This window comes from Streptomyces sp. NBC_01384 (assembly GCF_045040035.1).
Lineage (GTDB): Bacteria > Actinomycetota > Actinomycetes > Streptomycetales > Streptomycetaceae > Streptomyces.
The window spans coordinates 1,516,599-1,540,287 of the sequence record NZ_CP109559.1; the positions used below are offsets into that span (position 1 = coordinate 1,516,599).

The following is a 23,689-nucleotide window of genomic DNA, read 5'->3' on the forward strand; positions in this document are numbered from 1 at the left end:
ACCGGGAGCGAGCCGCATGGGACAACACGTCCCGAGGGACGCGTCGAAACAAACGGCAGCGCGCACGAATGCCCGCCCGCCGCGCACTGCCTCCCATCCGGACTTTAACCGTCGGTCCAGGAATTCCACCTGGTCAACCGGCCGCTGGAAGCGACCGGGTCGCGGACTATAACCGCCGGTTCGGACTTTCACCGACCCCGGAGTGCGCTGCTTCTGGTACAGGATCAGTGTGCCACGCCTGATCCATATCCATGCGGGTGAACGCCTGTGGGGTGCCTCACAGGCCGCCCGAATGGACTTCTACTGGACTTCTGCTGGACTTCTACGGCGACCGCGCAGCCGATCAACTCCCTTGAGGCCTACCCCTCTTGACAGTGATCCACTTATTGGTCCATACCTATTGACCACCCTGGTCTAGTCCTCTTAAGGTCGGCGATCAATGGTTTGTTGAAGGCGAGATGTCCCACTCGCCCCTTGAGCGGCCCGGCGGCGGTGACGATGGCCCTTGCCCCGCCGCCGGGTCTCCCTTCCGGAATCCGGTGTCTGCCAGGCTCTCCAGCCGGATGAACGATCCGTGACAGACCCGTGGCAGACTGTCACGCGCATGCCCGGCGCCCAGGCGACGTCGGGCACCCTCCTCGGCCCTGTAGCTGTGCAGGCTGGGCCGACCAGCGTCCGGAGGGACGTGCCACGCGGGCTGACGGCTCCTGCCGTCAGCACCAGGGCACGAAGGCGATTGGCTTGCACCCAGCAACACTTGGGATCGCTGAGCCAATCGGAGACGCTGAAGACGTGACGACGAGCTGCGCCGACAACACCGACAACACCGACGGCTTCGAGCCCCATCGCCCGCGACTGTTCGGGCTGGCCTACCGCATGCTCGGTTCCGCCGCGGATGCGGAGGACACCGTCCAGGACGCGTATCTGCGCTTCAGCGGCGCCGACCGGGCGGACATCGAGCAGGTGGGCGCCTGGCTGGCCAAGGTCGTCACCAACCTCTGCCTGAACCGGCTCACCTCGGCCCGCGCCCGGCGCGAACAGTACGCCGGGCCGTGGCTGCCCGAGCCCGTCCTCACCTCGGACGGCACGCTCGGCCCCCTGGAGTCGGCCGAGCAGCGCGATGCCGTGTCCCTGGCACTGCTGCTCCTCCTGGAGCGGCTCACCCCGACCGAACGCGCCGTCTACGTCCTGCGGGAGGCCTTCGCGTACGGCCATCGGGAGATCGCCGAGGTGCTCGACCTGAGCGAGGCCAACTGCCGCCAGCTCTACCGCAGGGCCGTGCAACGGGTCGCCGCGCCGGAGGCCCGCTTCGCGCCGCCGCCCGAGCAGCAGGCGGGACTCGTCGCGTCCTTCCTCACGGCGGCCCGCGAGGGCGATCTGGCCGGCCTGGAGAAGCTGCTCGCGGCGGACGTCAGCTGGTGGACCGACGGAGGCGGCAAGGTCAGCGCGGCGCGGCGGCCGATCGAGGGGCGCGAGAAGGTCCTGCGGTTCCTGGCGGGCGGCGTGGGGCGGTTCGCGGCGCACCTGGACTTCACGGTGGCCGAGGTCAATGGGGGTACGGCGCTGATCGGCCGGGAAGGCGAGCGGCTCGCGGGGGTGGTGACCTTCGAGGTCCGGGACGGGGCGGTCGTCCGTATGAGCGCGGTGCTGAATCCGGACAAGCTGGAGTTCGTGGGGCGCCAGCTCGCGGGGGCGTGAGCGGGCCCGTCGGGTCACTGTCACTTTCGCGCGGGCTGCCCGGTCTCAGCTGACGAAGGGCGCTCCACTGGGGCGCGCCCGGCATATGAAGGGACCGAACAGCATGACCACGATCCTGGTGACCGGTGGTACCGGAACTCTGGGCCGGCTCGTCGCCGAGCGGCTGCGGGCGGACGGCCACGAGGTGCGGGTGCTCAGCCGGCATGCGCAGCCGTACGCCGTCGATCTGATCGCGGGCGGCGGCGCGCTCGACGCGGCCGTGGCGGGCGTGGACACCGTCGTGCACTGTGCGAGTAGGCCGCGCGGGGGTGACGAGAAGGCGGCCGGGAATCTGATCGCGGCGGCGCGGCGGGCCGGGGTGGCGCACCTGCTGTACATCTCGATCGTCGGCGTGGATGTGGTGCCGCTCGGCTACTACCGGTCCAAGTTCGCCGTCGAGAGGCTGGTCGAGGAGTCGGGGCTCGGCTGGACCATCCTGCGCGCCACCCAGTTCCACGACCTCGTGGCCCGCGTACTGCAGGCTCTGTCCAAGCTGCCGGTCATGTTCGTTCCGGCCGGGGTGAGCGATCAGCCGGTCGAGGTTGCGGAGGTCGCCGAGCGGATGGCCGAGTTGGCGGTGGGGGCTCCTGTGGGGCGGGTGGCGGACATGGGTGGGCCGGAGGTGCGTACGTTCGCGGAGCTGACACGGGCGTATCTCCGCGCTACGGGGAAACGACGTCCGGTGGTCGGCGTGCCGCTCGTGGGGAAGGGGTACCGGGGTTTTCGGGATGGGGGGCATCTGACGCCGGGGAACGCGGTGGGGAAGGGCACGTTCGAGGCGTATCTGGCGGGGCGGTTCGGGGGTGGGCGGGGGCGGTGACGCGTCGTGCGTCAGGCCCCCCGGGGGGTTGATTTCTGCCGCGGGTGAGTGGGGGCTGGTCGCGCAGTTCCCCGCTCCCCTGGGCCGGGGCTGCGCCCCGCCGCCCCCGCCCGTCCCGCGGGCAGGGGCGGCGGGCGCATCAGTGGGGGTGGGGGGCGAACAGGTCGTTCTGGGCGCCGTCTCGGGCGGTCAGGAGGGCGCCGCGGAGGACCGCGCCGCCACCGAGCGTGCTCGCCCGCACCTCGACCGGCAGCGGGGACATCCGGACGAGCCGCTCGCCGACTCGCGCGGCGAGGACGTCCCCGCCCGCCTGCCCGACCTCGCCGCCGAGCACCACGCACCCGGGATCGAGGACCGCCACGACGGACGCCGCACCGATGGCCAGACGGTCGGCGAGGGCGGAGAGGAAGCGGTCGGCACCGGAGGAGAAGGACGGGGAAAGGGAAGGGGAGGAAACGGTCGCCACCGCCTCCCGTACCAGCGCCGCCGCCTGCGGTTCCCCGGGTGACACCGGCGCCACCAGCCCGTACCCCGCCGCGAGTTCCGCGATCGCGGCGGCCCCCGCCAGGGAGTGGAAGCCCCCCTCGCAGTCCGTGGCCGAGGGAAGGGCCGCCGTGCCCGGAACCGGCAGGAAGCCGATCTCGCCCGTGCCGCCGGAGGCCCCGCGACGGAGTCTGCCGTCGAGGACGACGGCCGCGCCGGTGCCGTGGCCGAGCCAGAGCAGGACGAAGGTGTCGCGGTCGCGGGCGGCGCCGTCGCGCTGTTCGGCGAGGGCGGCGAGGTTGGTCTCGTTCTCGACGATGACGCGGGCGGGCAGGCGTTCCTGGAGGGCGGCGACCAGCCGGCGGTGCCACTCGGGCAGGCCGGAGGAGTCACGGAGTTCGCCGGTGGCGGGGTCGATGAGGCCGGGGGCTCCGATGCCGACCGTGTGAAGGCGCTCCGCCCCGGCCTCCTTGGCGGCGCGTTCCACCAGCGTGACCGCCTGTTCTACGGCGGGCCCGGTACCGGTGTCGTCCGCGATGGGTACCGACGCCCGCCCCAGCTCCGCACCGAGGAGATCGGAGACGACCACCGAGACGCCCTCGGTGCGGACGTCGAGCGCGGCCAGATGGGCCCGGTCGGCGACGATCCCGTACAGGCGGGCGTTCGGGCCACGGCGCTGCTCCCCGGACTCCCCCACCATCGCGATCAGTCCGGCGGCCGTGAGGCGTTCGACGAGGTCGGCGACGGTGGGCCGGGACAGTCCCGTGAGCTGCTTCAACTGCCCCGCCGTCAACGAGCCTTCCTGCTGGAGCAGGCGCAGGGCGAGGCGGTCGTTGATGGCCCGGGCGGTGCTCGGTGATGCGGGCATGCCGGGATCCTCCCAGATCAGCTGTCGGCCCTGGACGGCCGGTATATCGCCTATCTATCAGGCAGGGTTCCTGATAGTTTACGGCCGCAGCGCGGGGAGCGGAGCCGGGAGGGGCGGGAAAGATGACTGACGTGGTCCACGATCTGGGCGAGGTGAAGCGGGCCCGGTACGCCGTGGCCGCCGTCTTCGCGGTGCACGGCGCGGTAACGGGCTCGTTCGCGACCCGGGTGCCCTGGATCCAGGACCACGCGTCCATCGGAGCCGGCCGGCTCGGGTTCGCGCTCGCCTTCACGGCGTTCGGCGCGTCCGTCTCGATGCCGCTGGCCGGACGCATCACCCACCGCTTCGGGTCCCGCCCCGCCCTGCGCGGGCTGATCGCGCTGTGGACACTGGCCCTGACCCTCCCGTCCCTCGCGCCGAACCTGCTCACCCTGTGCCTGGCGATGTTCACCTACGGCGCCACGGCGGGCATGGCCGATGTCGCGATGAACGCGCTGGGCGTGGAGGTCGAGCGGCGGCTCGGCAAGTCGATCATCTCGGGGCTGCACGGCATGTGGAGCGCGGGCGCCCTGATCGGCTCGGCGGCGGGCACGCTCGCCGCGCATATGGGCTCGGACGCGCGCCTGCACCACGCCCTGGCGGCGGCGACCCTCACCCTGCTCGGTGTGGTCGCCTGTCGCTGGGTGCTCGATCTGCAGCCCACCGAGGACGAGGAACCGCCGCCCAGGTTCGCGCTCCCGCCCAGGTCGGCGCTGCTGATCGGCACGGTCGGGTTCTGCGCGGTGTTCGCGGAGGGCGCGAGCCTGGACTGGTCGGCGGTCTACCTGAAGGACGAGTTGGGCACCTCGGCCGGTCTCGCGGCGGCGTCGACGACCGGATTCATGCTGACCATGGCGCTGGCCCGGCTCGTGGGCGACGCCGTGGTGAATCGTTTCGGCGCGGTGCGCACCGTGCGGGTGGGCGGAGTGCTGGCCGTGCTCGGCGGGCTGCTCGTCGTCGTCGCCGGCCAGCCCGCGGTGGCGATGGGCGGCTTCGCCCTGCTGGGTCTCGGCATCGCGGTCGTCGTCCCGCTCTGCTTCGCGGCGGCGGGGCACAGCGGTTCCAACCCCAGCCAGGCCATCGCGGGCGTCGCCACCATCACGTACACCTCGGGCCTGGTCGCGCCGAGCGCGATCGGCACACTGGCGCAGGCGACCAGCCTGGTGGTGTCGTTCGGGCTGGTCACGGTGCTGGCGTGCGGTCTTGTCGCGTTCGCGGGGGTGCTGCGCGCGGGCGAGCGCGACCGGCCGAAGCTCAGTCCTGCGAGCGCAGCAGTTCCCGGCCCACGGCCCTGAAGCGGTCGCTCCACGACGTCGGGCGCAACGTCGCCGCGTCGAGCCGGACGAGGACCCGCGTCCCGTGCGCGTACGTGACCGCGCCATCGGCCGAGCAGAAGCGGAAGCCGTACGTCAGTCCGGTGGTGCCGAGTCGCTCCAGCCAGAGGTGGACGGCGTACGCGCCGGGGCGGTTGACCGGGGCCTCGTAGCTGATCCGCAGTTCCTTGACGGCGTTGCAGAAGTCGCCCGCCGCCTCCCAGTCGCCCTCGTAGCCGAGGAAGCCGTGGTCGTTCCAGAGGGCGGTCCAGGCGCGTTCGACCATCAGCGGGTAGCGGGCGTTGTGGAGCAGGCCGAGTGCGTCCAGGTCGTCGAAGTGGACGGTGACGGGGAGGAGCCGCCCGTAGGAGACGGCGGGGGCGGCGGGGGCTTCGGCGGTCACGGGCGGGGCTCCTGAGGGTGCCGGGTGGGGACGGTGGGGACACCCCCATCCTAAGCGGTCGCTCAGGAACCCCTGATCGGGGTGTTCGTGCGCCTCCGGTCAGCCGGCGATCGAGTCCAGCTGCTCGGCGGCGGGCCGCAGCACCCACAGGTCGCCGCCGGGCGGTGTCTCCAGCTCGGGCACCGCGGCCCGGGCCGCCCGGTCCCCCGCGTCGGCCGCCGCGTGCACGATGTCGCTCGCGCCGTAGCGGTGGAACTCCAGCTCCGGGTACGGCCACGGCGCGGCGCCCGTCGCGGCGGGCAACAGATAGTCGACCGCCTTGGCCAGGGTCTGGCCGTCCGGCCCCGCGTACTGCCACAGGTTCACGCCGACGTGCCGGCCGATCGCCGCGAGGCGGGTGTAGGCGACCAGGTCGAAGGTCGAGTAGTGCCAGCTGCGGGTGCGGGTGAGTTCCTGGGGCTGGCTGCCGTCGGCGGCGATCTGCGGGTCGATCCGCTTGGGCTCCGCCCCGAGGACGGTCCGGCGGGCGAGGTCCTCGTCGCCGGTCGCGTAGGCCAAGGCGGCGAGTTGCATGTCGTAGAAGGTGCCGTGGTTGTTCTTGGCGGCGCCTTCCTCGCCGCCGAAGGCGCTGCTGAGCAGCCAGTCTCGGAAGTCGGTGTTCCAGGTGCGCATGGCGGTACGGTCGCTCTTCGACCAGCCGGGGGCGCCCGTCTCCAGGATCGCGATCGCGTCCAGCACGCTGGTGTAGGACTGCGAGAAGTCGATGATGCCGATGGCCCGGCCGTCGTACTTGCAGGGGATGAACTGCCCGTGGTTCAGGTTCGGGTTCATCCGGGTGGCCGGCGCGAGGAACCAGGTGCGCAGGACTTGGGCGGCCTTCTCGGCGTACTGCTTCCTGCCGGTGTAGTACCAGGCCAGCGCGAGGTCGTACGTCGAGTCGAAGACCTTCTCGACGTCCTGCCGGTCGGTGCCGGTGTCGACCTCCGGATTGCGCTGGCCGTCGCGCTGGACGTAGGGGCAGCCCCAGGGATTGTCGGCGGTCTTCGGCTGCGAGGGCCACCAGTACGGGGCCTGGCTCAGGTAGTCGTGGACGTCACCGCCGGGGGCGGGCCTGGGCTTGTCGACGACCGTCCAGGGGCCCTGGGTCAGCCAGTCGTCGGCGCGGGCGGTCAACTGCGCGAGCGTGCGCTTCAGTTGGGGATCTCCGCGGTCGAGACGGAGCCGGGTCTGCTGGAGCCGGGTGCCGTCGAGGACGGCGGTCCGGGGAACCTTCGGCGCCGCATGGGCCGAGGCGGAGGGAACGACGACCGCCGCGAGAGTGGCCACGACGGCGAGGAGGACAGCCAGACGGGGTCTTGCACTCATCGAGCCTCCGATCAGAAATGTGAACGCAGTTCATGAGTAAGACCGTGCGAGCGTAGGACCGCCAGGTAGCCGTGACAATGGTCCGGACAGAGTTTCATGTACGAAGAAAGCGGAACTCACCATGGACCTCGGCGTGCGCTGGAAACTGCACGGCGACGGGCGCACCCCCGCGCCCGGCGCGGTCGTGCGACCCGATGAACGGCTCTCCTGGCCGCGCACGATCGGACTCGGCGCCCAGCATGTCGTGGCGATGTTCGGAGCGTCGACCAGTCCTGTCGGCATGCACCTGAACTGCATGTTCCGCTAGTCGTCGAGCCCCGGTGCGGCCGGCGGGTCTCAGCACCACCCCAGCACACAGTCACGCACTCACCTCACACGCGAAGGAGTTCTTGGACCTGACCGTTAAGACCGTCCGCCGCCCTCCCGCGGCCAAGGGCTTCGTCCTGCTGCCGCGCAGGTGGGTATTGGAACGATGACCCGCCGCCTCACCCGCAAGCCCGCCCGGCATCCCCAGCCCCGGCGCGATGTCTCCACCTACTACCTGCAACTCGAACCCGCTTGAGCCCGTCGCCCAGGACCGCAGTCCGTGCCGACGGCGACCGGGCGACCGCACCGGCGGCCGCCCGGTCCGGCGGACCTTTGTCAGGCCCGCGAACGCGACGTTCTACGGCGTGCAGAGCAAGGAGTTCCAGGCCTGACCGCGCGGCTGTGGCAAGACCGGGGGTGGCGTCTTCCTTCCGGCGCGGCTGTCTGGCACGTGGCCATGGCTGCCCGCCAATCAGAAGCCCCCGCTGCTTCCAGCACGACCTGCTGCCACCCGACCGGCAGCGGGCCTGCGTCCCGGCTGCTGCTCCTCGGCTACTCGCGTCGGTGGCTCGCACGGGGGGAGGTCACCCCCACTGGCCGATGTCCTCGTTGGTCGCGTCCATGCAGGTGTAGAGACGCAGCTGGTTGCCCGACGCGTCGCCGCCCCACCCGTTGACGCAGGTATGCCAGGCACTCTGGGGCTGGAGCTCCTCCACGGGGTCGGTGGCGGTCTGCGTGATGACGAAGTTGAACAGGCCGTCTGGGGTGGTCTCGCACTGGTATAGCGCGATGTGGTTGCCGGTCGTGTCCCCGCCCTCCCAGTTGTTCAGGCACAGGTTGGTGTTGAGAGCGCTGCGGATCTGGTAGTGGGTGCTGTCGACCTGGTGCCAGGACCACGCCTGTGCGGCGGTGCTGTTGCACGTCCACTGCTGGAGCTGTGCGCCGGAGTAGGCGTTGGAGTTCGGCACGTCGAAGCACAGGCCGTTATGAAACTTGATGGGCCGGTAGCCGGTGTCGGCGCTGGCCGGGCTGGCGGTGAGGCCGGTGGCGATGAGAGTCGCGCCGGATATGACGGCGGCGGCTATGCGCTTACGCATGGGTATCTCCCCCATAGGAGTAGGTGTTGGTTGGACAGTCTTCCGTGATCGCGACCTGTCCACCCCCGACCGGCTTGGCCCTTGATGTGGGCGCTCTTCTCCCGAAGCTGCCGCCAAGTAGCAGGTAGCTCTCTGTAACCAGGATGGGCGCTGGTCGCTACCAGCTACTCCGCGGTCTTGTCGAGATGGCGGTAGATGGTGGGTCGGCTCACGCCGAACTCGTCGGCGATCTGCTGGACGGCCAGTTCGCAGGAGTCGTACATTTCGCTGCCGAGCTGGACCTGGCGGGGGCCGAGCTTGGGCTTCTGGCCGCCGGAGCGTCCGCGGGACCGGGCGGCGGCCAGGACTGCAGGCGGTGATGAGTCACTCCCCGTCAAGCTTCGGGGGTCGAATTTCGCGGCGGTGGGCGCAGCGGGGCCGGGGCGTGATGGTTGTGCCGGTATGGGCGAAGGCCCGCGCACAGGGAATGCGCGGGCCTTGGCGGTAAAGGCTGGTGGGTCACACGGGGTAGAAGTGGATGACTTCGTTGCTGGAGAGCTGGCAGCCCCAGAGGCGCAGTTCGTCGCCGGGCTGGTCGCCGCCCCATCCGTTGACGCACTGGTTGCTGGCGCTGCGGGGCTGGAGGACCCAGTTGTAGCCGCCGGTGTCCCAGTTGTACTGGAGGCGGTTGAACTGGCCGTCGCCGTCGCTGACGGTGCAGTCGTAGAGCTCGATGTGGTTGCCCTGCTGGTTGCCGCCCTCCCAGTTGTTCAGACACAGGTAGACGCCGTTGGCGTCGGGGTGGAGTGCCTGGATCTTGAAGTGGGTGGCGTCCGTGGGATAGACGTGCCAGATCTGGTTGTCTCCGTTGTTGCAGCCGTACTGGATGACGTGGACGTTGCGGGCGTAGTTGCCGTTCGGGACGTCGAAGCAGAGGCCGTTATCGAACTGGATTTGGTAGTAGCCGTTCGAGACGGCGGCCGGGACGGTGACGGAGGTCACGGTGTCGGCCTGGGCAGCGGTGGCGGTTCCCAGGAAGGTGGCGAGGGCGATGACCCCAGTCCCGGCAATCCTGGCGAGCTTTCGGCACATGGACATGCTGAGTAGTCCCCGTGGGTGTTGTGGATGGCGTTGAGTTACGCGGGTAAATAGTCTCAAGTTGGTGATCACTGTGCCGCACGCTCTCAGACAGACGATAAGAGGAATATGGGACAAGATCTGTCCTATATGGCGAGGACCTGGCCCAGTCCGGCGAACCTGTCTCCGGCCCTCGGACTGAGCGGCGGCGACGTCTCGTTGGCCGCCTGATCTGCGGCTGCCGTGGCCGCGTGCGTGTCAGTCCGCCCTGGGGGACCAGTGCGGGTCGCGGCCGGTGAAGGCGAGCAGCTTGTGGGCGGGGCTCGCATCCACCGGGACGGGCAGCGCCGGGCCGTACTTGCCGAAGTTGTCCCGGACGAAGTCGACGAGGCGGCCGGCGATGTCCTCGAGCCGCTCGGCCACGGACTCGCTCAGCGGCAGGTCCTGGCCGGTCGCGCGGGCGATGTCCCAGGCGTGCAGGGCCGCGTCGAGCGCGGCGGCAGCGGTGCCGAGCTCGGCGGGCATCGGACCCATCGGGGTGGGCATGCTCTCCGCGTCGCGGCCGGACTCCCACGCTGCCGTCGCCGCAGCGAACACGGCCTCCAACTCCGCTGCGGCATCGCCCTCCAGGGCGTCCTCGGGTGCGAACGGGTCCCCGGCGGGTGCGGTGTCGTTGATCTGCATGACCAGTGCTTGCTGGTCGAGGCGGGCGTGGTTGAGCACCTGGCGCACCGACCAGTCGCTGCAGGGGGTCGGCGCGCCCCACGCGTCTGCGGGTACGCCACGGACGGCGGTGAGCAGGTAGTCGTGGGCGTCGGCGAGCAGCTTGAAGCCGTCTACGGCCATCGTGGTTCCTTCCGTTGTCGAAGAGCGACCGTGTCAGGGATCTTGGGGCGTGCAAGGTCGGTGGCCGCGCCGCCACCTGTGTGGCCAGGTGAAGCCCCACACGTCGAGGCGGCGCCACCCAAAGGGCCTCTCAGGCCGTGCTGGACGTGAGTCCTCGCAAGGCCCGCGCAGCCGCTGCCGCCTGCCCGTTCACCTGACGCCCGCGCCATATGACGTCAGTTGCGCCGCACCCGCCACGGTCGTCCCGAACCAGCACCTGGCCATCCGGTTCTGACGATCACGCGCACTACGCGCTTCTCCCTCTTCCCAGTGCGGCCTCTGCGCGGCCCCGTGGTTCTTGATCCTGCCGGGACACGGGGGCGAAGTCGTTGACGCTCGGTGCACAGTGGTTGATCATCCGCGCACCCGGCGGTCGTGGCCGGCGAGACGACGAAAGTCGCTGGGTGGCATGCCGTAGCGGGCGCGGAAGGACCGGCTGAAGTGCGCCAGGTCGGTGAAACCCCAGCGGGCGGCGACGGCGAGGATGGGGCGGGAAGTCGACTGGGGGCTCGCCAGGTCACGGTGGCAGTGTTCCAACCGGGCGTGGCGTATGTGGGCCGTGACCGTGTCGGCCTGTTCCTGGAAGAGCCTGTGCAGGTAGCGGACGGATATCTGGTGCGCCGCGGCGATGGTCCCGGGTGTCAGCCCGGGGTCGCCGAGATGCTGCTCGATGAAGGCGTGGATGCGGGCGAGGAGGGCTCCTTGGCCCACGTGCGGCGGGAGCAGTGTGTCCGCTTCGAGGCGCTGGGCGAGCAGGGCCGCGAGTAGGTCCATGGTGACGGCGGTCAGGCGGGCGGCAACGGTGGGCGTGTACCGGTCGGCGTGTTCGGTCAGTTCGAGAATGGAGCGCGCCAGCAGGGCGCCGATGCCCTCCTGTCCACAGAGGGGCACCGACAGAAGCGGGGCGATCTTGTTCTCAGGAAACGGCAGCAGCACCCGAGGGAACTGCATCACCACCTCGGCGACCGCCCCGTCGGCAGTCATCGAGCCGTTGACGGGCCGTGAACTGTCGTAGAGCACCATGTCCGTCCTGCCGAGGACTGCGTCCCGGCCACCCTGGGTCACACCGATGTTCCCGCTGACGTTCAGCAGAAGCTGGTACCCCTCGGGATCGGATCGCCGGATCAGCCGGGCGGGCCGGTGGACTTCGAACGAGGGGTGGCTGACCTCCGACAGCTGGACCGCGCCGAGGTCCAGCGCGCGCACGGTGGCACGGAAGTCAGCCGCGTGGTCGGTGCGGGTCTCCACCGGGAAGAACGTGCTGGCGACGAAGTCGTTCCAGACGGTGAAGCGTTCGGACACGGGCAGGTCCTCGGTCCGGAACAAGGTCTCGATCGTCATCTGCGGTTCCCCCTGAAGTGCCCCCTGACCCGGGACAGCGGATGCTCATGCCATGGGGGTGCAGTCGTGCTGAATCCGGCTCGGGTTTCGAACGGGTGAGGCACCTGAACTCGGGTGCCTGCGGACCCTGGTGCGGTTGGATTCGACCTCGCTGATCCTTTTGTACCCCATCCGCGTGAGGTCCGCAGTCGGCCGCTCCGCTCAAGCTTCTGCTTCTCGAGGCCGTGATTTGTGCGGCGACAAGGGTCGGCGACGCACGCGACTGCTCAGGGGGTCATCCATCCGAGACCGAGGCCCGGCTGAGCAGATCCGACTGGAGCTCCCCGCCAATTCCCCAGTCCTCGGCGGGGGTGTCCTGCAGCTGGATCCAGACTCCCGCGCGCTCGCCGCCACAGGTGTCCACGAAGGCATCGGTGAGGCGGGCGACCAGCGCGCGCTTCTGCTCGAGGGTACGGCCGGCCCGTAGGGCGACAGTGATGACTGGCATGGCAATGGTCTCTCGTTCTTCCAGGTCTCGGATGCCCTGCCCCGAGGTGTCGGGGCAGGCGTGGGGCGGCGGTCTACGCGGCGTGGTGCGCCAGTTCCCAGGGGTCGTGGGCGCTGAAGACGCTGACCTCGTCCCCGTGCAGTCGGACGAGTTCGCGCAGGCGGGCATGGTTGCCCAGGCGCAGGGGTCGGTCCACCTCAGTGATCTGCTGCAGGATGTCCATGCCGGGGTGGCCGTGCGGCGCGTCGGGGTCGACCTCCCCGTGGAAGTAGTAGGCGTCGCCGCAGTGAAGCAGCCATCGGTTGCCGTCCGCGACGGCGATCCCGCTGTGGCCGAGGGTGTGGCCGCCCAGCGGGACCAGCAAGATCTCGGCGTCCAGGCCCTGGAGCGGGCGCACGACGTCGAAACCGAACCAGGGGTCGCCCTGGTGTCCTTCGTAGGTCACCCACTGTGGCCGGTGTGCCCAGTGGGCCGGCCGGTAGCGGGTCCGGTCCTCGGGGTGGTGCCCGGGGGCGCCCATGGCGGCCCGGTGCTCGGCCTCGCGCAGATGGACCTTGGCCCAGGGGAAGTCGGGCAGGCCGCCGGCGTGGTCGAGGTCGAGGTGGCTCAGCACGATGTGCCGGACGTCCTCGGGCTGGAATCCGAGCCTGGCCACCTGGTGCAGCGCGGTCTCCGCCGGGTCGAGTACCGGTTGGGCCCGACCGAGGAACTCCGGGCCGAGCGTCTCCTGGGGCCGCTCCACGTCCGGGGTGCCAAGCCCGGTCTCGACCAGGACCAGGCCGTCGTGGTCGGTTTCGACGAGCAGGCAGTGGCACACGGCGGGCAGGCTCCCGGTGGCGGTCTCGATGACTCGCAGCGACCCGCAGTTGAGGTGGTGGATCTTCACGGCTCGCCCCTTTAGAGTACGAACGTTCGTAAATATTTAGCGAACGATCGGTAGGTTAAGCTGCTCCCATGAGCCCGCGCAAGTCCGTCGCCGAAGCGACTGCTACCCGTGCCCGAATCATCGAGTGCGCCCTGACACTGGCCTCCGCCGAGGGGCTGGAGGGCTTGACCATCGGCCGCCTGGCCACCGAACTGGAGATGAGCAAGGCCGGGGTGATCGGCCACTTCGGGTCGAAGGAGGCCCTGCAGCTCGCCACCCTGGAGGCCGCGGTCGACAGGTTCCGTCTTCGGGTCCCCGCGCGGGCGGTCGGCGCAGCGCCGGGACTGGAGCGCCTCACCCGCGCGTTCGCCGAGTGGATCGACTACATGGCCGAGCCCGAAGGGCACGGCGGATGCTTCCTCACCTCCGTCGCGAGCGAGTACGACGGGCGCCCCGGCCCGATCCGCGACGCTGTGCTCGCCGCCCTCGACAGCTGGTCGTCCTACGTCGCCGCCGAACTCGACACCGCCGTCCAAGTCGGTGTCCTGCCCGTGGACACCGACATCGACCAGCTCGTCTTCGAGTTGAACGGCGTGGCCCTAGCCACCGACCAGGCCGTCCAGCTCCACCGCGACCCGGAGGCGTCAGCCCGCGCCCGCCGGGCGATCACCCGGGTACTGCGCGCCTCACGGACGCCGCTTCAGTGCGGACTTTCGACGTGGCCAGCCGCCGATCACAGCAGCCCGGTGAGCAGCATCGGTGTGGGGGCTCCGGGGTTGCCGTCGCTGCCGACGACGGTTGCGGCGCCGCCGTTGACTTCGACCCCGGTGGGCCGGGCCGGGGTGCCGTCCACGGGGGAGGGAAGTGTCTGGAGTCGCACAGCGTCGTCGTTCCACTGCACGGCGATGCCCTCGTCCTGGGCGGTGTCCAGGCCCACGGCGAGCAGGCCGCCGGGCGCGGTGGCGGCCGAGGAGAGCGGGCCCGCCTTGGCGGGGGCCTTGGCCTGCAGCCACTTGCTGCCGTTCCAGTGCATCACGAGCGCATGGCCGCGGTCCGTCTCGGTGGTCACCACTCGGCCGACGGCCCAGACATCGTCCGGGCCGTCGGCGGTCAGCGCGTTGAGTTCCCCGTACAGTCCGTCGATCGGCGGCTTGGGCAGCTGCTTCCAGGCGGCACCGTCGTAGTGGAGCAGGACGGGCTGGTCGCCGGTGTCGAATCCGACGGCCCAGACGCACTGCGGGGAGACGGCGGTGACCGCGTTGAGCACGGCGATCTGGGCCCCGGACGGCAGCGGAAGGGACTTCCAGGCGGTGCCGTCCCAGTGGTCGAGCAGTCCGGTGAAGTCGCCGCTCTCGTCGGCGGCGGTGGCCCAGCCGACAGCCCAGGCGTCGGTCGGGGTGACGGCGGCCACGCCGAGGAGGCCGGCGCCGTTGTTGGACGGGACCGGCGCGCGGAGGTCCTGCCAGGTGGCGCCGTCCCAGTGCTCGGTGACGATACCCGCGTCGTCGGTGTCCCCGGTCAGCCAGATGTCCTGGGGTCACGCTGCGGAGACGGCGTTGAAGCGGGAGCCGGACACCTGGTCGGCGGGGGTGGGGATCCGCCGCCAGCCGAGGCCGTCCCGATCGTCGCGGCCGACGAGCAGCGGAGTCCGCAGGGAGGCCTTTCCCTCCGGTGTCACCTGGGCGCCGACGGCCCAGGTGGTGTGGCTGTCGACGCCGGCCACCGCCAGCAGGTTCGCCGGCGTCACCGGCACCGCCTCGCGGTTCCAGGCCGTAGCAGCGGCGTGCGCGGGCAGTGCTGTCGCCAGGCGGGCCTCCAGGGTCACCGCCGCGGCGGTGACCCTGGAGGCCCGCCGCCCACGTGCCGGACGTCCGGTACGACCAGTCATCAATTGTCTCCTCAGGTATGAGCGAGGGGAGCGGGATGGAACGGGATGCTCCCCGCTCGGTCAGACGCTCGGGGGGGTGCCCCTATCTGTTTCGTCAACCCCGGTGTGGTCGGCTTGTAGGGGTTGATCCTGGTTTTCGGGAACGTCCCGCGAAGCGGGATGTTCCCGGCGGATCGGGTGGCTGATGGGCAGCCCTGTGGCCGGCATGGCCGGAGTGGCCGTGCCGGTGCGCGGGCGTGATGGGGCCTGGAGGGCAGGGGTGGTGGAGTCGTCAGGCGGCGAGGTCGACGCCGCCCGGGGTGCGTGCTTCGTAGAGGGCCCCGGTGCGGATCATCGCGTGGATGACGTTCACGCGCTGGCGGGCCAGGCGGAGGATCGCCTGGGTGTGGGTCTTGCCGCGTGCGCGTTGCCGGTCGTAGTAGATCCGGGAGGACGGGTCGGACTTGCAGCCGATCGCGGCGAACGCGGCCTGGAACAGGGCGCGTTTGAGGAGCCGGTTGCCGCGGTGGGGTGCGTGCTCGCCGCGGATGGAGGTGCCCGAGGACTTCGTGGCGGGCGCGAGTCCGGCGTAGGAGGCGAGGTGTCCGGCGGTGGGGAAGGACATGCCGTCACCGATCGCGACGATCACGGCCGCTGTGGTCCTGACGCCCAGGCCGGGCAGGGAGGTCAGGAGGTGGAAAAGAGGGAGGGCCTCCAGCAGGGCGGCGATCTCCTGCTCGGCCTGGCGACGCTGGGCGTGGGCGGCGGCGAGCTGGGCGGCGAGTCCCGGCACGATCAGCGCGCTGGCCTCGGTGCCCGGAACGACAAGGGTCTGCTCGGCGAGCGCGTCGAAGATCTCTGCGGTCAGGTGGCGGGCCTTGCGCGAACCGTGCACCTTGAGCAGGGCCTCGCAGCGGGCACGGCCCAGCTTCTTCAGCCTGGCCGGGGAGCCGTGGCCCTGAAGGAGGGCCTGGACATAGGGGTAGGCCAGGCGCGGGCCGAGCACACGCTCGAGAGAGGGGTGGATCTGGGAGAGCAGGCCGCGCAGCCGGTTGGTGGCGCGGTTGACCTCGCCGGCCAGGTCGTTGTCGTAGCCGGTGAGCATGGTCAGCTCGGCCAGCACCTCGTCGTCGCGGTCCACCGCGCGCAGGGTGTGCGGCATGGTGCGGGCGGTCTCGGCAATCACGAACGCGTCGCGGGCGTCGGTCTTGGCCTCGCCCGGATGCAGATCGGCGGCCCGCCGCATCGACAGCCCGGGCAGGTAGGCCACCCGGCAGCCGGCCGCGCGGGCCACCGTCAGCGGCAGCGCACCGATGTTGGCGACCTGGTCCACGATCACCAGAACGGTGCCGAACTTCGCCACCAGCCTGGTGAACAGCTCCAGCAGCTTCGGCTCGGTGTTGGGCAGCCGCTTGTCGTGCACGGTTCTGCCGTCCTCGGTCCGGCCGTGGGCGTGGTGGAACTCCTTGCCCAGGTCCAGGCCGAGGAAGAGATCTGTCGCGGTCGTATCGACCATATGCGCGTGCCCCTCGCCCCTCGTCTCCTGAAACTCCCGGCCGTCCCTGCGGCACCACACGCCGGCAACCACGTTACGCAGACATGCCGCCCGTGAAGCGGCCCGGCATTGCGCCGGACCAAGCGGTCGTCAGGCCCCTCATCAGCGGTCAAGCGGTGCCCCGAAGCCCGGCGGCAACACCCCCCAGGTCATCCGTACGACAGGGGGCACACAGCCATACCGGGCCCGGGGGCCAGGCGCCCCATTGCGGGGCCACGGAAAAGGTAACGGGGGTGGTGATCCGTCATACCCGTCGCACCAGCCCCGACGACACACGGGCCCGGCCGCCGTCCGAAGGAACGGACCGGCGGCAGGGGGCCCACGCCGCACCTCATCGGGCTCGCGGTCCGCCCGTCTTGGTCCGTGTCGACGCACGTCTTTGTCAGTGGTGGGGTGGCTGCCGCCGCGACGTGGTGGCTGAAGCAGCACTGGCACGCGGGGCGGGGGTGGTACCGGACCCCGGCCGGCGCCAGGGCATCGGCCGGTGGGTGCTCACGTGACCCTGGGGCATCTGCTGCTGCGCGCGGGGGGCCTGGGCACAGTAGCGGACGCCGTTGACGGTGCCGCTGGTGGTGTTGAGGGTGAGCTGCTCGCCGGGCAGGTAGAGGGTGGTGCTGGAGGGGCCCTTCTGGAGCAGAAGGTTGCCCTCGGCGTCGTAGAGGTAGTGGCTGTCGCCTGCGGTGCCGCCGGTGATCGCATACCCATCGAGGCAGCGACCGCACTCGCCGATGCGCTCGGTCCCTGTGAAGGAAGTCGGGGCTCGCATGCAGCACCCGCTATGGCAACTCCCGGCATCACGCGTTCGAGTTCAGTAGCGTGAAGGGATGAGAACACGTAGGGGGAGGCTCGCCGCCGTCGCGAGCCTGGCAGTCGGCGCGGCCCTGGTACTGGGCGGCTGCGGCAGGATCAGCACGGGGGAAACCGGCACGGGGGACACGAGCGCGGCAGAGCTCGGGTTCAAGGAGTATGCGGGCGCGGTGGACTACCCGTCGGTGACGGACCCGCACAACAAGGGGTATGTGGCGCCAGGCGAGGGTCTGCGCCAGCTGGTGCCGCTGGGCGACTGCGCCCTGGGCGAGGGGACGTACGCCAACGGGTACCGCTATGCGAACGTCAACTGGACTGGTTCCGACGGCTGCACGAAGCTCTCGATCACCCCGAAGCCAGGCGCCGACGACGAAACCGACGTGCCGTACTCCATGCGCAGCGGCTGGCCGGGGGGCGGCCTGCCGGGCGACGTGGTGGTGCCGTGGAACGACGGTTCGCTGGTCGGTGTCGGCGCCACTCTGACCCGCCGGGCGCCGAACGGCGAGCAGTTCCGGCTCGCCACGCTGCCGCTGACGTTCAACACCCGCCCCGAGCAGGAGACCGCAGACGACGCCTCGGTGAACACCGCGGTGAAGTTCGGCTCGCTCCTGCTGATTGGCGGCGGCCAGCGGGTCGACCAGGTGGAGTCTCCGTACGTGTTCGCGTCCGACGACGCAGGCAAGACCGTGCGTCGCGTGCCGCTGCCGGCGATCGACGGCCGGCAACCGTCCACACCCGTGGGCGACTTCGGCGTCAATGGCAAGGAGGTCGTCGCCTTCGGCGCGGCGGCGACCAACGCTTTCGACTTCCACTCCTCGGGCACGATCCCGTTCTGGCGCAGCGCGGATGGCGGCGCGCACTGGACGTCCGGCGAAATCGCCGGGATGCCACCGGGCACACAGGTGCACAGCATCCTGTACGCGTCGAACCACTGGTTCGCCGTGGGCGGCTATGCCAGGGCCGGAGCCTTCTACGACTCCCTCCCGCTGGTTCTCACCAGCCAGGACGGCATCCACTGGACCCGGGTGGACAATTCAGCGATGGGCCCCGGCAAGATCACAGCCGCGACCATCGACTCCGCGGGCCACCCGGTCCTGGTCGGCTCGGCCCCCCGACCCAAGTCCAAGCCGAACACCCGTACAGTGCTGTGCGGTTCCGTCTGGGTCGGCAACCGGACGACCACAGGCTGGAAGCGCGGCAGCCTCGGCTGCAGCGAGGACCCCCCGAGCGCGGCGGTCACCCTCGCGGACGGGCGCGTGCTGATCGCGGGCAACCGGGACCTCTGGCTCTCTCGAAGCCCGCGGCCGGGGGGCGGTCACGAGTCCTGATCTCTTCCCGCGACGACCGGGCGATCACAGGATCCGCGAAATTGGCTTCGACCGGCTCTACCTCGCCCAGCTCGTGTCCGGCGCCGAAGCCGTCGCGACGGCGATGGACGTGGTCGCGGTCGTCGCGGACCGCTGGGGATACCGCAGCCGGAACCGCGAGGACGGCCGCTACCAGCTACCCGGTGTCCTGGCCCAGGCCCTGCTGATCAACCGCAGCCCCCGGATCGAGGATCTGACCACCGAGGTGTTCGCCCGCCTGCATGCCCACCCGGCGACCAGCACCCGCTACTCGGCCAGGTTCTTCGCTCTGCAAAAGATCACGGCCGATCTCGGACACTGCCAGACCCCTGCGGTCCCGGTTTCAATCACGCCCCGGGCCTGGCTGGGGTTCCCGAACCGTGGTCGTCCTTTCTGCAGCGGTGGTACGGCACCTCCACGCTCACCGTGAATGTCCGCAACAACATCCGACGAACATGGCCAAGACCGGCCGTTGGCCGACCGCCGAGCACCCCGAGGCCGTCGATCCCGCCCACTGGACGCGGGCGGTCCGCGCGGACCTGTGTGACGAAGCCTGGCCCGAACTCCGAGCCCGCGCTGCGCCTGTGGCGCCCGGTGTGCGAGGACCATATTGCCCCGATATCCCTGTTCGCCGACCCGGTCCTGGCCCAGCTGATCACCCCGGACCGCGGCCGCGAGATCCTGGCCACGCCCCGCGGTACAGGCTCTGGCGTCCAGTAGGCTGGGCGTTCCAGCCGCCAGGGACAGCAACACCGCATGGGGAGGGGCCATGTCCGAGGAACGGGACGGCGTCGTGATGTACTGGCGACCCGGCTGCGTGTTCTGCATGAACCTGCGACTGAGCCTGCTCTTCACCCGCCTGCGCTACACCAAGCGGAACATCTGGCGGGACAAGGACGCAGCGGCGTTCGTCCGTTCCGTCGCGGACGGGAACGAGACGGTGCCCACCGTCACCGTCGCCGGGCACGTAATGGTCAACCCGTCGAAGCGACAACTGCTGGATGCGGTCCGCGAGTACGCCCCGCACCTGCTGGCGTCCTGACCTGGCGGGATGGGAGACGGGTCGGGGCCGACGGCCTGTGGCCGACCCCGACGCGGTCGAGGGCCGTCGGGCACCACTCCAACGCGAGCCCACTCTGTTCCGCATCGCACAGCACCTCGACCATGTCGTCGTAGATCCGGAGTGCGACGCCCTCGACCGGGAGGGAAGCCAGTTCCAGCCGCGACGCCCGTTCCGCGGTATCGGCCTCCGCCGCGCGCCCCGTCGTACAGAGGCAGTCGATCACGCCGACCTGCCCGTCGCGCCCGGACTCCGCCGCTCGACGGTAGCGATCTGTGGACCTACGCCGTTGATCTCGGGCGGCCCACATCCGAGGTCGCACCAACGGGCATCGTGGCGATGGCCGCGCGCGGCACATCGGGCCTGACGGAACGTCAGGTTCAGCGCGTCGCCGGTCGGCGAATCGTATGAGTAACCTGCAGACTTCCAGTAGCGACGGGAATAGGCGATGGGTGCGGATCGATTACAGGGCCGGTGACGGCGTCGTAAATGGCTCGCCTGACTTCCTACCGGGTCCGCATCCCCTCGCGGATCCCCTCCACCTGCGTCAGTTGGACAGCGGACACCAGCACAGGGTATGCACGCGTATCGCCCTGTTCATCATCCCGGAACTCGAGGACAAGCCGTGCGCGGAACCCAGCTCATACCCGGAGTGGCCGTCGTGCTACTTGCAGGCGCTCTCGCGACCGGCTGCTCTGGTGGACACAGCACCGAGGCCGGGTCCGGGCCCGCGGATTCCTCCGTCACGGCGGCGCCGACGCCCGGGACCACTGCGGCAAAAGGGGTCAGGAGTTCGCCAACGCCGAGCACCGCCACATCGACTGGCTACCCGACCACCCCGGCCGCTCCGGGCGCGGCCGTGCCGCAGGTACGAGACGCCTTCGCAGTACTGCAAGCAACGTACAACGACAGCTGTGGGACCCCCGGGAACTGCCAGTACTTCCTCAGCCGTCTCCTGACCAACCTCGACGACCTCGGCAACTCGATGAAGGTCAGCCCGAAGGGCACAGCCCACTTCAAGCAGCCGCTCGCCTGGATCGGGCAGATGCAGACCGCGCTGGGTGGCGAATTCACGTTCGATAACCTCCACAAGCACCAGAGCCTGCTGGTCACGACCCGCGACAAGATCAACACTTGGATGCAGTCGTACCCGGACGACTACCGCTAGTCAACGAAAGTGTCACCCCACCGCGAATAGGCGAGAAGCTGCAGGTGAGCGCCACGGTCAGGAGGTGGCCGCCGTGGACGGCTGAGGTCAGTGGCCGCCGATGGGACGGTCGCAGCCGGGAGGGCGGGGTAGCCGGCGAAGGCGTCCGTCTGGGCGAAGTCGCGGTTCATGATGGCGGTGCCGATCCTGTCGTCCAGTGGGTCGCCCGTCATCTCTCCGACGGCCTTGATGTGACCGGCGTTCTCTGCAACCAGAGCGATCAGGACCGGAAGGGCCACGATGATCGCCGATCCGCTGAACGAGGGGGCGTGCAGGTCGGGGAAACCGATCCAGTCAGCCTCCTTGACCGGGGTCAGGTCGAGGCGCCAGTGATCGACGACCTTGCCGCCCGCGTCCGCCGAGTGGATCTTGCCCGCCGTCAGGTACCTGGCGCCGGTGACCGCGTCCACGCTTCACGGCCGGGTCGACCTGCGCAACCCCCTGAACCTGGTGCCGGCCGCGGCGGGCATCATCATCGGCGTCGGCGGCGTCACGCTGAAGTTCACGGACACCTTCTCGCTCAGCGGCATCGCGCTCGGCAACCCTCGTCGTGATCACCGGGTACCACGCGCTGCGGGCGATGGCCCCGGCCCATCTCAAGGCGCAGGAACCGCTGCTGGACTCCGGCACGTCCTCGTACGACGAGGCGGACGAGGCGGACGATCAGCGCGCCAGCTCATAGGCGTACTCCGCCGAGAAGGCCCCCGGCGTGCCCTTGCAGCCGTCCGACTCCCCCGGCAGCTTCACCCACAGATAGGCGTCGATCCTGGCCTCCCCGGTCTTCAGGGTCGGCGCCCGGCCGATCTTCCGGCCCGCCGGATCGCACCACTCACCGTCCGCGGGGGCGCCGTTGCCGTTGCGGCTGGTGTCGATGACGGCGCCCAGGCTCGCGGGGCCGCCCAGCGCGGACAGCACCTGCCGGGCATAAGCGATCTCGTCGCTCGTACGGTGGAAGTTGGACACGTTGGTGAAGATGCCGTCGGAGGAGGCGGACGAGGCGGCGCCCGCCTGTTCGAGGAGCGCGGCCTGTTTGTCAGCGGAGTTCCAGCCGGAGTGGCCGGCGTCGTAGTAGACGCGGGCCCGGGGGTCGGCGGCCTTGAGGACGCGGCCCGCGCGGGCCAGCGAGGCGAAACGGGCGGCCCGGTCGCCCGCGGGGAGGCAGTCGGCCTGGGCGATCGAGTCCGGCTCCAGGATGACGATCACCTCGTCGGAGCCGAGGCCCTCCGCGAAGTTCTCGATCCAGCCGTCGTACGCGGCGAGGTCGGGCGCCCCGCCCCCCGAGGCACCTCCGCAGTCGCGCTGCGGGATGGCGTAAGGCACGACGACCGGGACCCGGCCCTCGGCGGCGGCGCCCGCGGTCACCGCCCTGACCCGCGCGGTGACGGTGGCCGGTGTGAAGTCCGCGAACCAGACGGCGGCCGGGCGCTCCGCGATCCGGGACTCGATGACCGCGCGCCGGAAGTCGCCGGGATGGGAGGCGACCCAGTCGAGGACCTGGGAGTCGGGGTGGCGGTAGAGCAGGGCGGGTGCGGCCACGGTCTCCGGCTCCTTGCTGCTCGGGGAGGGCGTCGGGCTCGGCCCCGGGGACGGGGAGTGCGACGACGGGGACGGCGAGGCCGAGGTCCGGGTCCGCGTCGGGGAAGGCGTCGGTACGGCGGGCAGCGGCTGGAGGCTGGGTGAGCGGGTCACCAGCGGTCTGGCGTCGTCGGAGGGGCGCCCGCCGTCGAGCGCGGACATCGTCCCGGTCACCGCGCCGACCGCGACGACGACCGAGGCCGCCGCGACCATGGCGGCGCGCCGGGCCGCCCGCCTGCGCTCGGCCCTACGTGCGGCCAGTCGCTGGGCACGTAAGCCTGACACGTACCGCTCCCCCCGGTTCCCGCCACTCCGGCTGCTCCAGCCACTCGCGCCACTCGCGCCACTCGCGCCGGGCACACCGCTGCCGACACGGACGCGTTCCCCCGTTCTGGGGATGCGCCCGGCCAGGCGGCGCTCCGGCCAGCCTAGGACTGGGACCCTGCCCTCATGTCGCAGTTGGAACAGTTCGTCACCCCGGTGGACATGGTCGTCTCCCGGATGCGCGCCGTGCGGGCGAGCCTGCCGGAGCGGGACGGGGTCGCGGTCTTCAACCGCGTCTACCTCGCCGTCACCGAGGAGATCGAACGGCGCCTGGAAGCGGGAGAATTCCCGGACACCGAGGCCGTGGTCACGCTGGATGTACGTTTCGCCGAGCGCTATCTGAGGGTCGCCGAGGAGGGGGCCCCGCCCGCCTGCTGGCGGCCGCTGTTCCAATTCCGGCGCCATCCCGGGGTACGCCCGCTGCAGTTCGCGCTCGCGGGCATCAATGCGCACATCGGACACGATCTGGCGCTCGCCGTCGTGGACACCTGTCGTACGCTCCGCTGCGAACCAGCCGATGTGGAGGACGAGTTCGAGCGCGTGGGTGACCTCCTCGTCTCGTTGGAGGAGCGCGTCCGCGAAGATCTGATGCCGGGCCCCGACCTCCTCCAGATCGCTGATCCGCTCACCCATCTGCTCGGCTCGTGGAGCCTGGAGAGGGCTCGCGACGCGGCCTGGTCGGCGGCGCGGGCCCTATGGGCGCTGCGCGGACTCCCCGACCTCGCCGAGGAGTTCGCCGACCGTCTCGGCAACGTGGTGGGCCTGGCCGGCCGGATGCTGCTCACTCCCCTGGGCGACCGATCCGGCCATATCGCCGCGTACGGCCCGTAACTCGCCCTCGTACGCGATACGTTCACGATTCATATGCCTGATGCGAAGGAGC

General features: G+C 70.5%; 24 protein-coding genes, 4 pseudogenes and 1 riboswitch. Of the genes and pseudogenes, 12 read left to right on the forward strand and 16 right to left on the reverse strand.

The annotated features are described in order from the left end of the window. Positions 1 to 79 precede the first annotated feature (79 nt). Positions 80 to 210, reverse strand: a riboswitch (FMN riboswitch). Positions 211 to 792: 582 nt separating this feature from the next. Together OG747_RS06690 and OG747_RS06695 are read left to right on the forward strand one after the other, a co-directional pair. Continuing rightward, positions 793 to 1,698, forward strand: coding sequence for an RNA polymerase sigma-70 factor (locus tag OG747_RS06690; RefSeq protein WP_405878367.1), 906 nt, complete (start codon positions 793 to 795; stop codon positions 1,696 to 1,698). 103 nt (positions 1,699 to 1,801) lie between these two features. Next, positions 1,802 to 2,557 (forward strand): SDR family oxidoreductase, encoded by a 756-nt coding sequence (locus OG747_RS06695; protein WP_405878368.1) that lies wholly within the window; start codon positions 1,802 to 1,804, stop codon positions 2,555 to 2,557. A 139-nt stretch (positions 2,558 to 2,696) separates the two neighbouring features. Here the strand turns inward: OG747_RS06695 and OG747_RS06700 are convergent, their stop codons facing one another. Further along, a complete protein-coding gene (locus tag OG747_RS06700; protein WP_405878369.1) occupies positions 2,697 to 3,908 on the reverse strand; it encodes an ROK family transcriptional regulator in 1,212 nt (403 codons plus the stop codon). Between the two features lie 122 nt (positions 3,909 to 4,030). Between OG747_RS06700 and OG747_RS06705 the strand changes: the two genes are divergently transcribed. Beyond that, positions 4,031 to 5,242 (forward strand): MFS transporter, encoded by a 1,212-nt coding sequence (locus tag OG747_RS06705; RefSeq protein ID WP_405878370.1) that lies wholly within the window; start codon positions 4,031 to 4,033, stop codon positions 5,240 to 5,242. Here OG747_RS06705 and OG747_RS06710 read toward each other — a convergent pair. Next, positions 5,202 to 5,663 (reverse strand): acyl-CoA thioesterase, encoded by a 462-nt coding sequence (locus OG747_RS06710; protein WP_405878371.1) that lies wholly within the window; start codon positions 5,661 to 5,663, stop codon positions 5,202 to 5,204. The genes OG747_RS06705 and OG747_RS06710 overlap by 41 nt on opposite strands. A gap of 99 nt (positions 5,664 to 5,762) precedes the next feature. Further along, on the reverse strand, positions 5,763 to 7,028 hold the full coding sequence (locus tag OG747_RS06715; protein ID WP_405878372.1) for an alginate lyase family protein: 1,266 nt from the start codon (positions 7,026 to 7,028) through the stop codon (positions 5,763 to 5,765). A gap of 121 nt (positions 7,029 to 7,149) precedes the next feature. Here OG747_RS06715 and OG747_RS06720 point away from each other — a divergent pair. After that, a pseudogene (locus tag OG747_RS06720) lies at positions 7,150 to 7,320 on the forward strand (nitrate reductase); the annotation flags it as partial. A 598-nt stretch (positions 7,321 to 7,918) separates the two neighbouring features. Here OG747_RS06720 and OG747_RS06725 read toward each other — a convergent pair. The 7 genes from OG747_RS06725 to OG747_RS06755 all read right to left on the reverse strand — a co-directional run bounded on the left by OG747_RS06725 (position 7,919) and on the right by OG747_RS06755 (position 13,086). Next, a complete protein-coding gene (locus OG747_RS06725) occupies positions 7,919 to 8,431 on the reverse strand; it encodes an RICIN domain-containing protein (RefSeq protein ID WP_405878373.1) in 513 nt (170 codons plus the stop codon). Between the two features lie 164 nt (positions 8,432 to 8,595). Beyond that, the gene (locus OG747_RS06730) at positions 8,596 to 8,808 is read right to left on the reverse strand and encodes a helix-turn-helix domain-containing protein (RefSeq protein ID WP_405878374.1); all 213 of its coding nucleotides are present in this window, start codon (positions 8,806 to 8,808) and stop codon (positions 8,596 to 8,598) included. A 121-nt stretch (positions 8,809 to 8,929) separates the two neighbouring features. Then, complete coding sequence (locus OG747_RS06735) at positions 8,930 to 9,508, reverse strand: RICIN domain-containing protein (protein ID WP_405878375.1); 579 nt, start codon at positions 9,506 to 9,508, stop codon at positions 8,930 to 8,932. 237 nt (positions 9,509 to 9,745) lie between these two features. Next, positions 9,746 to 10,333, reverse strand: a complete 588-nt coding sequence (locus OG747_RS06740; protein WP_405878376.1) for a TIGR03086 family metal-binding protein — start codon at positions 10,331 to 10,333, stop codon at positions 9,746 to 9,748. A 393-nt stretch (positions 10,334 to 10,726) separates the two neighbouring features. Continuing rightward, complete coding sequence (locus tag OG747_RS06745; protein ID WP_405878377.1) at positions 10,727 to 11,713, reverse strand: helix-turn-helix domain-containing protein; 987 nt, start codon at positions 11,711 to 11,713, stop codon at positions 10,727 to 10,729. A 274-nt stretch (positions 11,714 to 11,987) separates the two neighbouring features. Then, positions 11,988 to 12,200, reverse strand: a complete 213-nt coding sequence (locus tag OG747_RS06750; protein ID WP_405878378.1) for a 4-oxalocrotonate tautomerase family protein — start codon at positions 12,198 to 12,200, stop codon at positions 11,988 to 11,990. 73 nt (positions 12,201 to 12,273) lie between these two features. After that, a complete protein-coding gene (locus OG747_RS06755) occupies positions 12,274 to 13,086 on the reverse strand; it encodes an MBL fold metallo-hydrolase (RefSeq protein WP_405878379.1) in 813 nt (270 codons plus the stop codon). 68 nt (positions 13,087 to 13,154) lie between these two features. Between OG747_RS06755 and OG747_RS06760 the strand changes: the two are divergent. Further along, positions 13,155 to 13,721, forward strand: a pseudogene (locus OG747_RS06760) (TetR/AcrR family transcriptional regulator); the annotation flags it as partial. Between the two features lie 77 nt (positions 13,722 to 13,798). Here the strand turns inward: OG747_RS06760 and OG747_RS06765 are convergent. The 4 genes from OG747_RS06765 to OG747_RS06780 form a co-directional block, all read right to left on the reverse strand. Then, positions 13,799 to 14,476, reverse strand: a complete 678-nt coding sequence (locus tag OG747_RS06765) for a hypothetical protein (protein WP_405886084.1) — start codon at positions 14,474 to 14,476, stop codon at positions 13,799 to 13,801. Between the two features lie 126 nt (positions 14,477 to 14,602). Then, positions 14,603 to 14,953 (reverse strand): hypothetical protein, encoded by a 351-nt coding sequence (locus OG747_RS06770; protein WP_405878380.1) that lies wholly within the window; start codon positions 14,951 to 14,953, stop codon positions 14,603 to 14,605. A 271-nt stretch (positions 14,954 to 15,224) separates the two neighbouring features. Next, positions 15,225 to 16,448 carry an IS110 family transposase gene (locus OG747_RS06775; RefSeq protein ID WP_331744925.1) on the reverse strand — a complete coding sequence of 408 codons (1,224 nt, stop codon included), beginning with the start codon at positions 16,446 to 16,448 and terminating at the stop codon, positions 15,225 to 15,227. Between the two features lie 421 nt (positions 16,449 to 16,869). Continuing rightward, a complete protein-coding gene (locus OG747_RS06780; RefSeq protein WP_405878381.1) occupies positions 16,870 to 17,253 on the reverse strand; it encodes a hypothetical protein in 384 nt (127 codons plus the stop codon). Between the two features lie 58 nt (positions 17,254 to 17,311). Between OG747_RS06780 and OG747_RS06785 the strand changes: the two genes are divergently transcribed. The 5 genes from OG747_RS06785 (at position 17,312) to OG747_RS06805 (ending at position 20,868) form a co-directional block, all read left to right on the forward strand. Continuing rightward, positions 17,312 to 18,622: a hypothetical protein gene (locus OG747_RS06785; protein WP_405878382.1), complete on the forward strand. Its 1,311-nt coding sequence runs from the start codon at positions 17,312 to 17,314 to the stop codon at positions 18,620 to 18,622. Positions 18,623 to 18,695: 73 nt separating this feature from the next. Beyond that, positions 18,696 to 19,070: a hypothetical protein gene (locus OG747_RS06790; protein WP_405878383.1), complete on the forward strand. Its 375-nt coding sequence runs from the start codon at positions 18,696 to 18,698 to the stop codon at positions 19,068 to 19,070. Positions 19,071 to 19,183: 113 nt separating this feature from the next. After that, positions 19,184 to 19,360: a hypothetical protein gene (locus tag OG747_RS06795; protein ID WP_405878384.1), complete on the forward strand. Its 177-nt coding sequence runs from the start codon at positions 19,184 to 19,186 to the stop codon at positions 19,358 to 19,360. A 49-nt stretch (positions 19,361 to 19,409) separates the two neighbouring features. After that, on the forward strand, positions 19,410 to 19,682 hold the full coding sequence (locus OG747_RS06800) for a glutaredoxin domain-containing protein (protein ID WP_405878385.1): 273 nt from the start codon (positions 19,410 to 19,412) through the stop codon (positions 19,680 to 19,682). A gap of 877 nt (positions 19,683 to 20,559) precedes the next feature. After that, positions 20,560 to 20,868 (forward strand): hypothetical protein, encoded by a 309-nt coding sequence (locus OG747_RS06805; protein WP_405878386.1) that lies wholly within the window; start codon positions 20,560 to 20,562, stop codon positions 20,866 to 20,868. 170 nt (positions 20,869 to 21,038) lie between these two features. Here the strand turns inward: OG747_RS06805 and OG747_RS06810 are convergent. Next, positions 21,039 to 21,290: pseudogene (locus OG747_RS06810) on the reverse strand (solute carrier family 23 protein); the annotation flags it as partial. Between the two features lie 28 nt (positions 21,291 to 21,318). On the opposite strand from OG747_RS06810, the pseudogene OG747_RS06815 reads away from it, so the two are divergent. Continuing rightward, positions 21,319 to 21,589 (forward strand): annotated as a pseudogene (locus OG747_RS06815) (nitrate reductase); the annotation flags it as partial. On the opposite strand, the gene OG747_RS06820 reads toward OG747_RS06815, so the two are convergent. Then, entirely contained in the window at positions 21,571 to 22,695 is a 1,125-nt protein-coding gene (locus OG747_RS06820; RefSeq protein ID WP_405885462.1) for a glycoside hydrolase family 6 protein, read from the reverse strand. The pseudogene OG747_RS06815 and the gene OG747_RS06820 sit on opposite strands and share 19 nt — an antisense overlap. A 237-nt stretch (positions 22,696 to 22,932) precedes the next feature. On the opposite strand from OG747_RS06820, the gene OG747_RS06825 reads away from it, so the two are divergent. Continuing rightward, positions 22,933 to 23,637: a DUF5995 family protein gene (locus OG747_RS06825; protein WP_405878387.1), complete on the forward strand. Its 705-nt coding sequence runs from the start codon at positions 22,933 to 22,935 to the stop codon at positions 23,635 to 23,637. The last annotated feature ends 52 nt before the right edge of the window (positions 23,638 to 23,689 follow it).

Excerpts from the sequence above, each read along its gene's own strand:
- OG747_RS06820 (WP_405885462.1), bottom strand. The coding sequence starts at position 22,695 with ATGGTCGCGGCGGCCTCGGTCGTCGTCGCGGTCGGCGCGGTGACCGGG.
- OG747_RS06705 (WP_405878370.1), top strand. The coding sequence starts at position 4,031 with ATGACTGACGTGGTCCACGATCTGGGCGAGGTGAAGCGGGCCCGGTAC.
- OG747_RS06715 (WP_405878372.1), bottom strand. The coding sequence starts at position 7,028 with ATGAGTGCAAGACCCCGTCTGGCTGTCCTCCTCGCCGTCGTGGCCACT.
- OG747_RS06740 (WP_405878376.1), bottom strand. The coding sequence starts at position 10,333 with ATGGCCGTAGACGGCTTCAAGCTGCTCGCCGACGCCCACGACTACCTG.
- OG747_RS06745 (WP_405878377.1), bottom strand. The coding sequence starts at position 11,713 with ATGACGATCGAGACCTTGTTCCGGACCGAGGACCTGCCCGTGTCCGAA.
- OG747_RS06825 (WP_405878387.1), top strand. The coding sequence starts at position 22,933 with ATGTCGCAGTTGGAACAGTTCGTCACCCCGGTGGACATGGTCGTCTCC.
- OG747_RS06785 (WP_405878382.1), top strand. The coding sequence starts at position 17,312 with ATGAGAACACGTAGGGGGAGGCTCGCCGCCGTCGCGAGCCTGGCAGTC.
- OG747_RS06750 (WP_405878378.1), bottom strand. The coding sequence starts at position 12,200 with ATGCCAGTCATCACTGTCGCCCTACGGGCCGGCCGTACCCTCGAGCAG.
- OG747_RS06800 (WP_405878385.1), top strand. The coding sequence starts at position 19,410 with ATGTCCGAGGAACGGGACGGCGTCGTGATGTACTGGCGACCCGGCTGC.
- OG747_RS06735 (WP_405878375.1), bottom strand. The coding sequence starts at position 9,508 with ATGTCCATGTGCCGAAAGCTCGCCAGGATTGCCGGGACTGGGGTCATC.
- OG747_RS06775 (WP_331744925.1), bottom strand. The coding sequence starts at position 16,448 with ATGGTCGATACGACCGCGACAGATCTCTTCCTCGGCCTGGACCTGGGC.
- OG747_RS06770 (WP_405878380.1), bottom strand. The coding sequence starts at position 14,953 with ATGACTGGTCGTACCGGACGTCCGGCACGTGGGCGGCGGGCCTCCAGG.
- OG747_RS06725 (WP_405878373.1), bottom strand. The coding sequence starts at position 8,431 with ATGCGTAAGCGCATAGCCGCCGCCGTCATATCCGGCGCGACTCTCATC.
- OG747_RS06700 (WP_405878369.1), bottom strand. The coding sequence starts at position 3,908 with ATGCCCGCATCACCGAGCACCGCCCGGGCCATCAACGACCGCCTCGCC.
- OG747_RS06780 (WP_405878381.1), bottom strand. The coding sequence starts at position 17,253 with ATGCGAGCCCCGACTTCCTTCACAGGGACCGAGCGCATCGGCGAGTGC.
- OG747_RS06695 (WP_405878368.1), top strand. The coding sequence starts at position 1,802 with ATGACCACGATCCTGGTGACCGGTGGTACCGGAACTCTGGGCCGGCTC.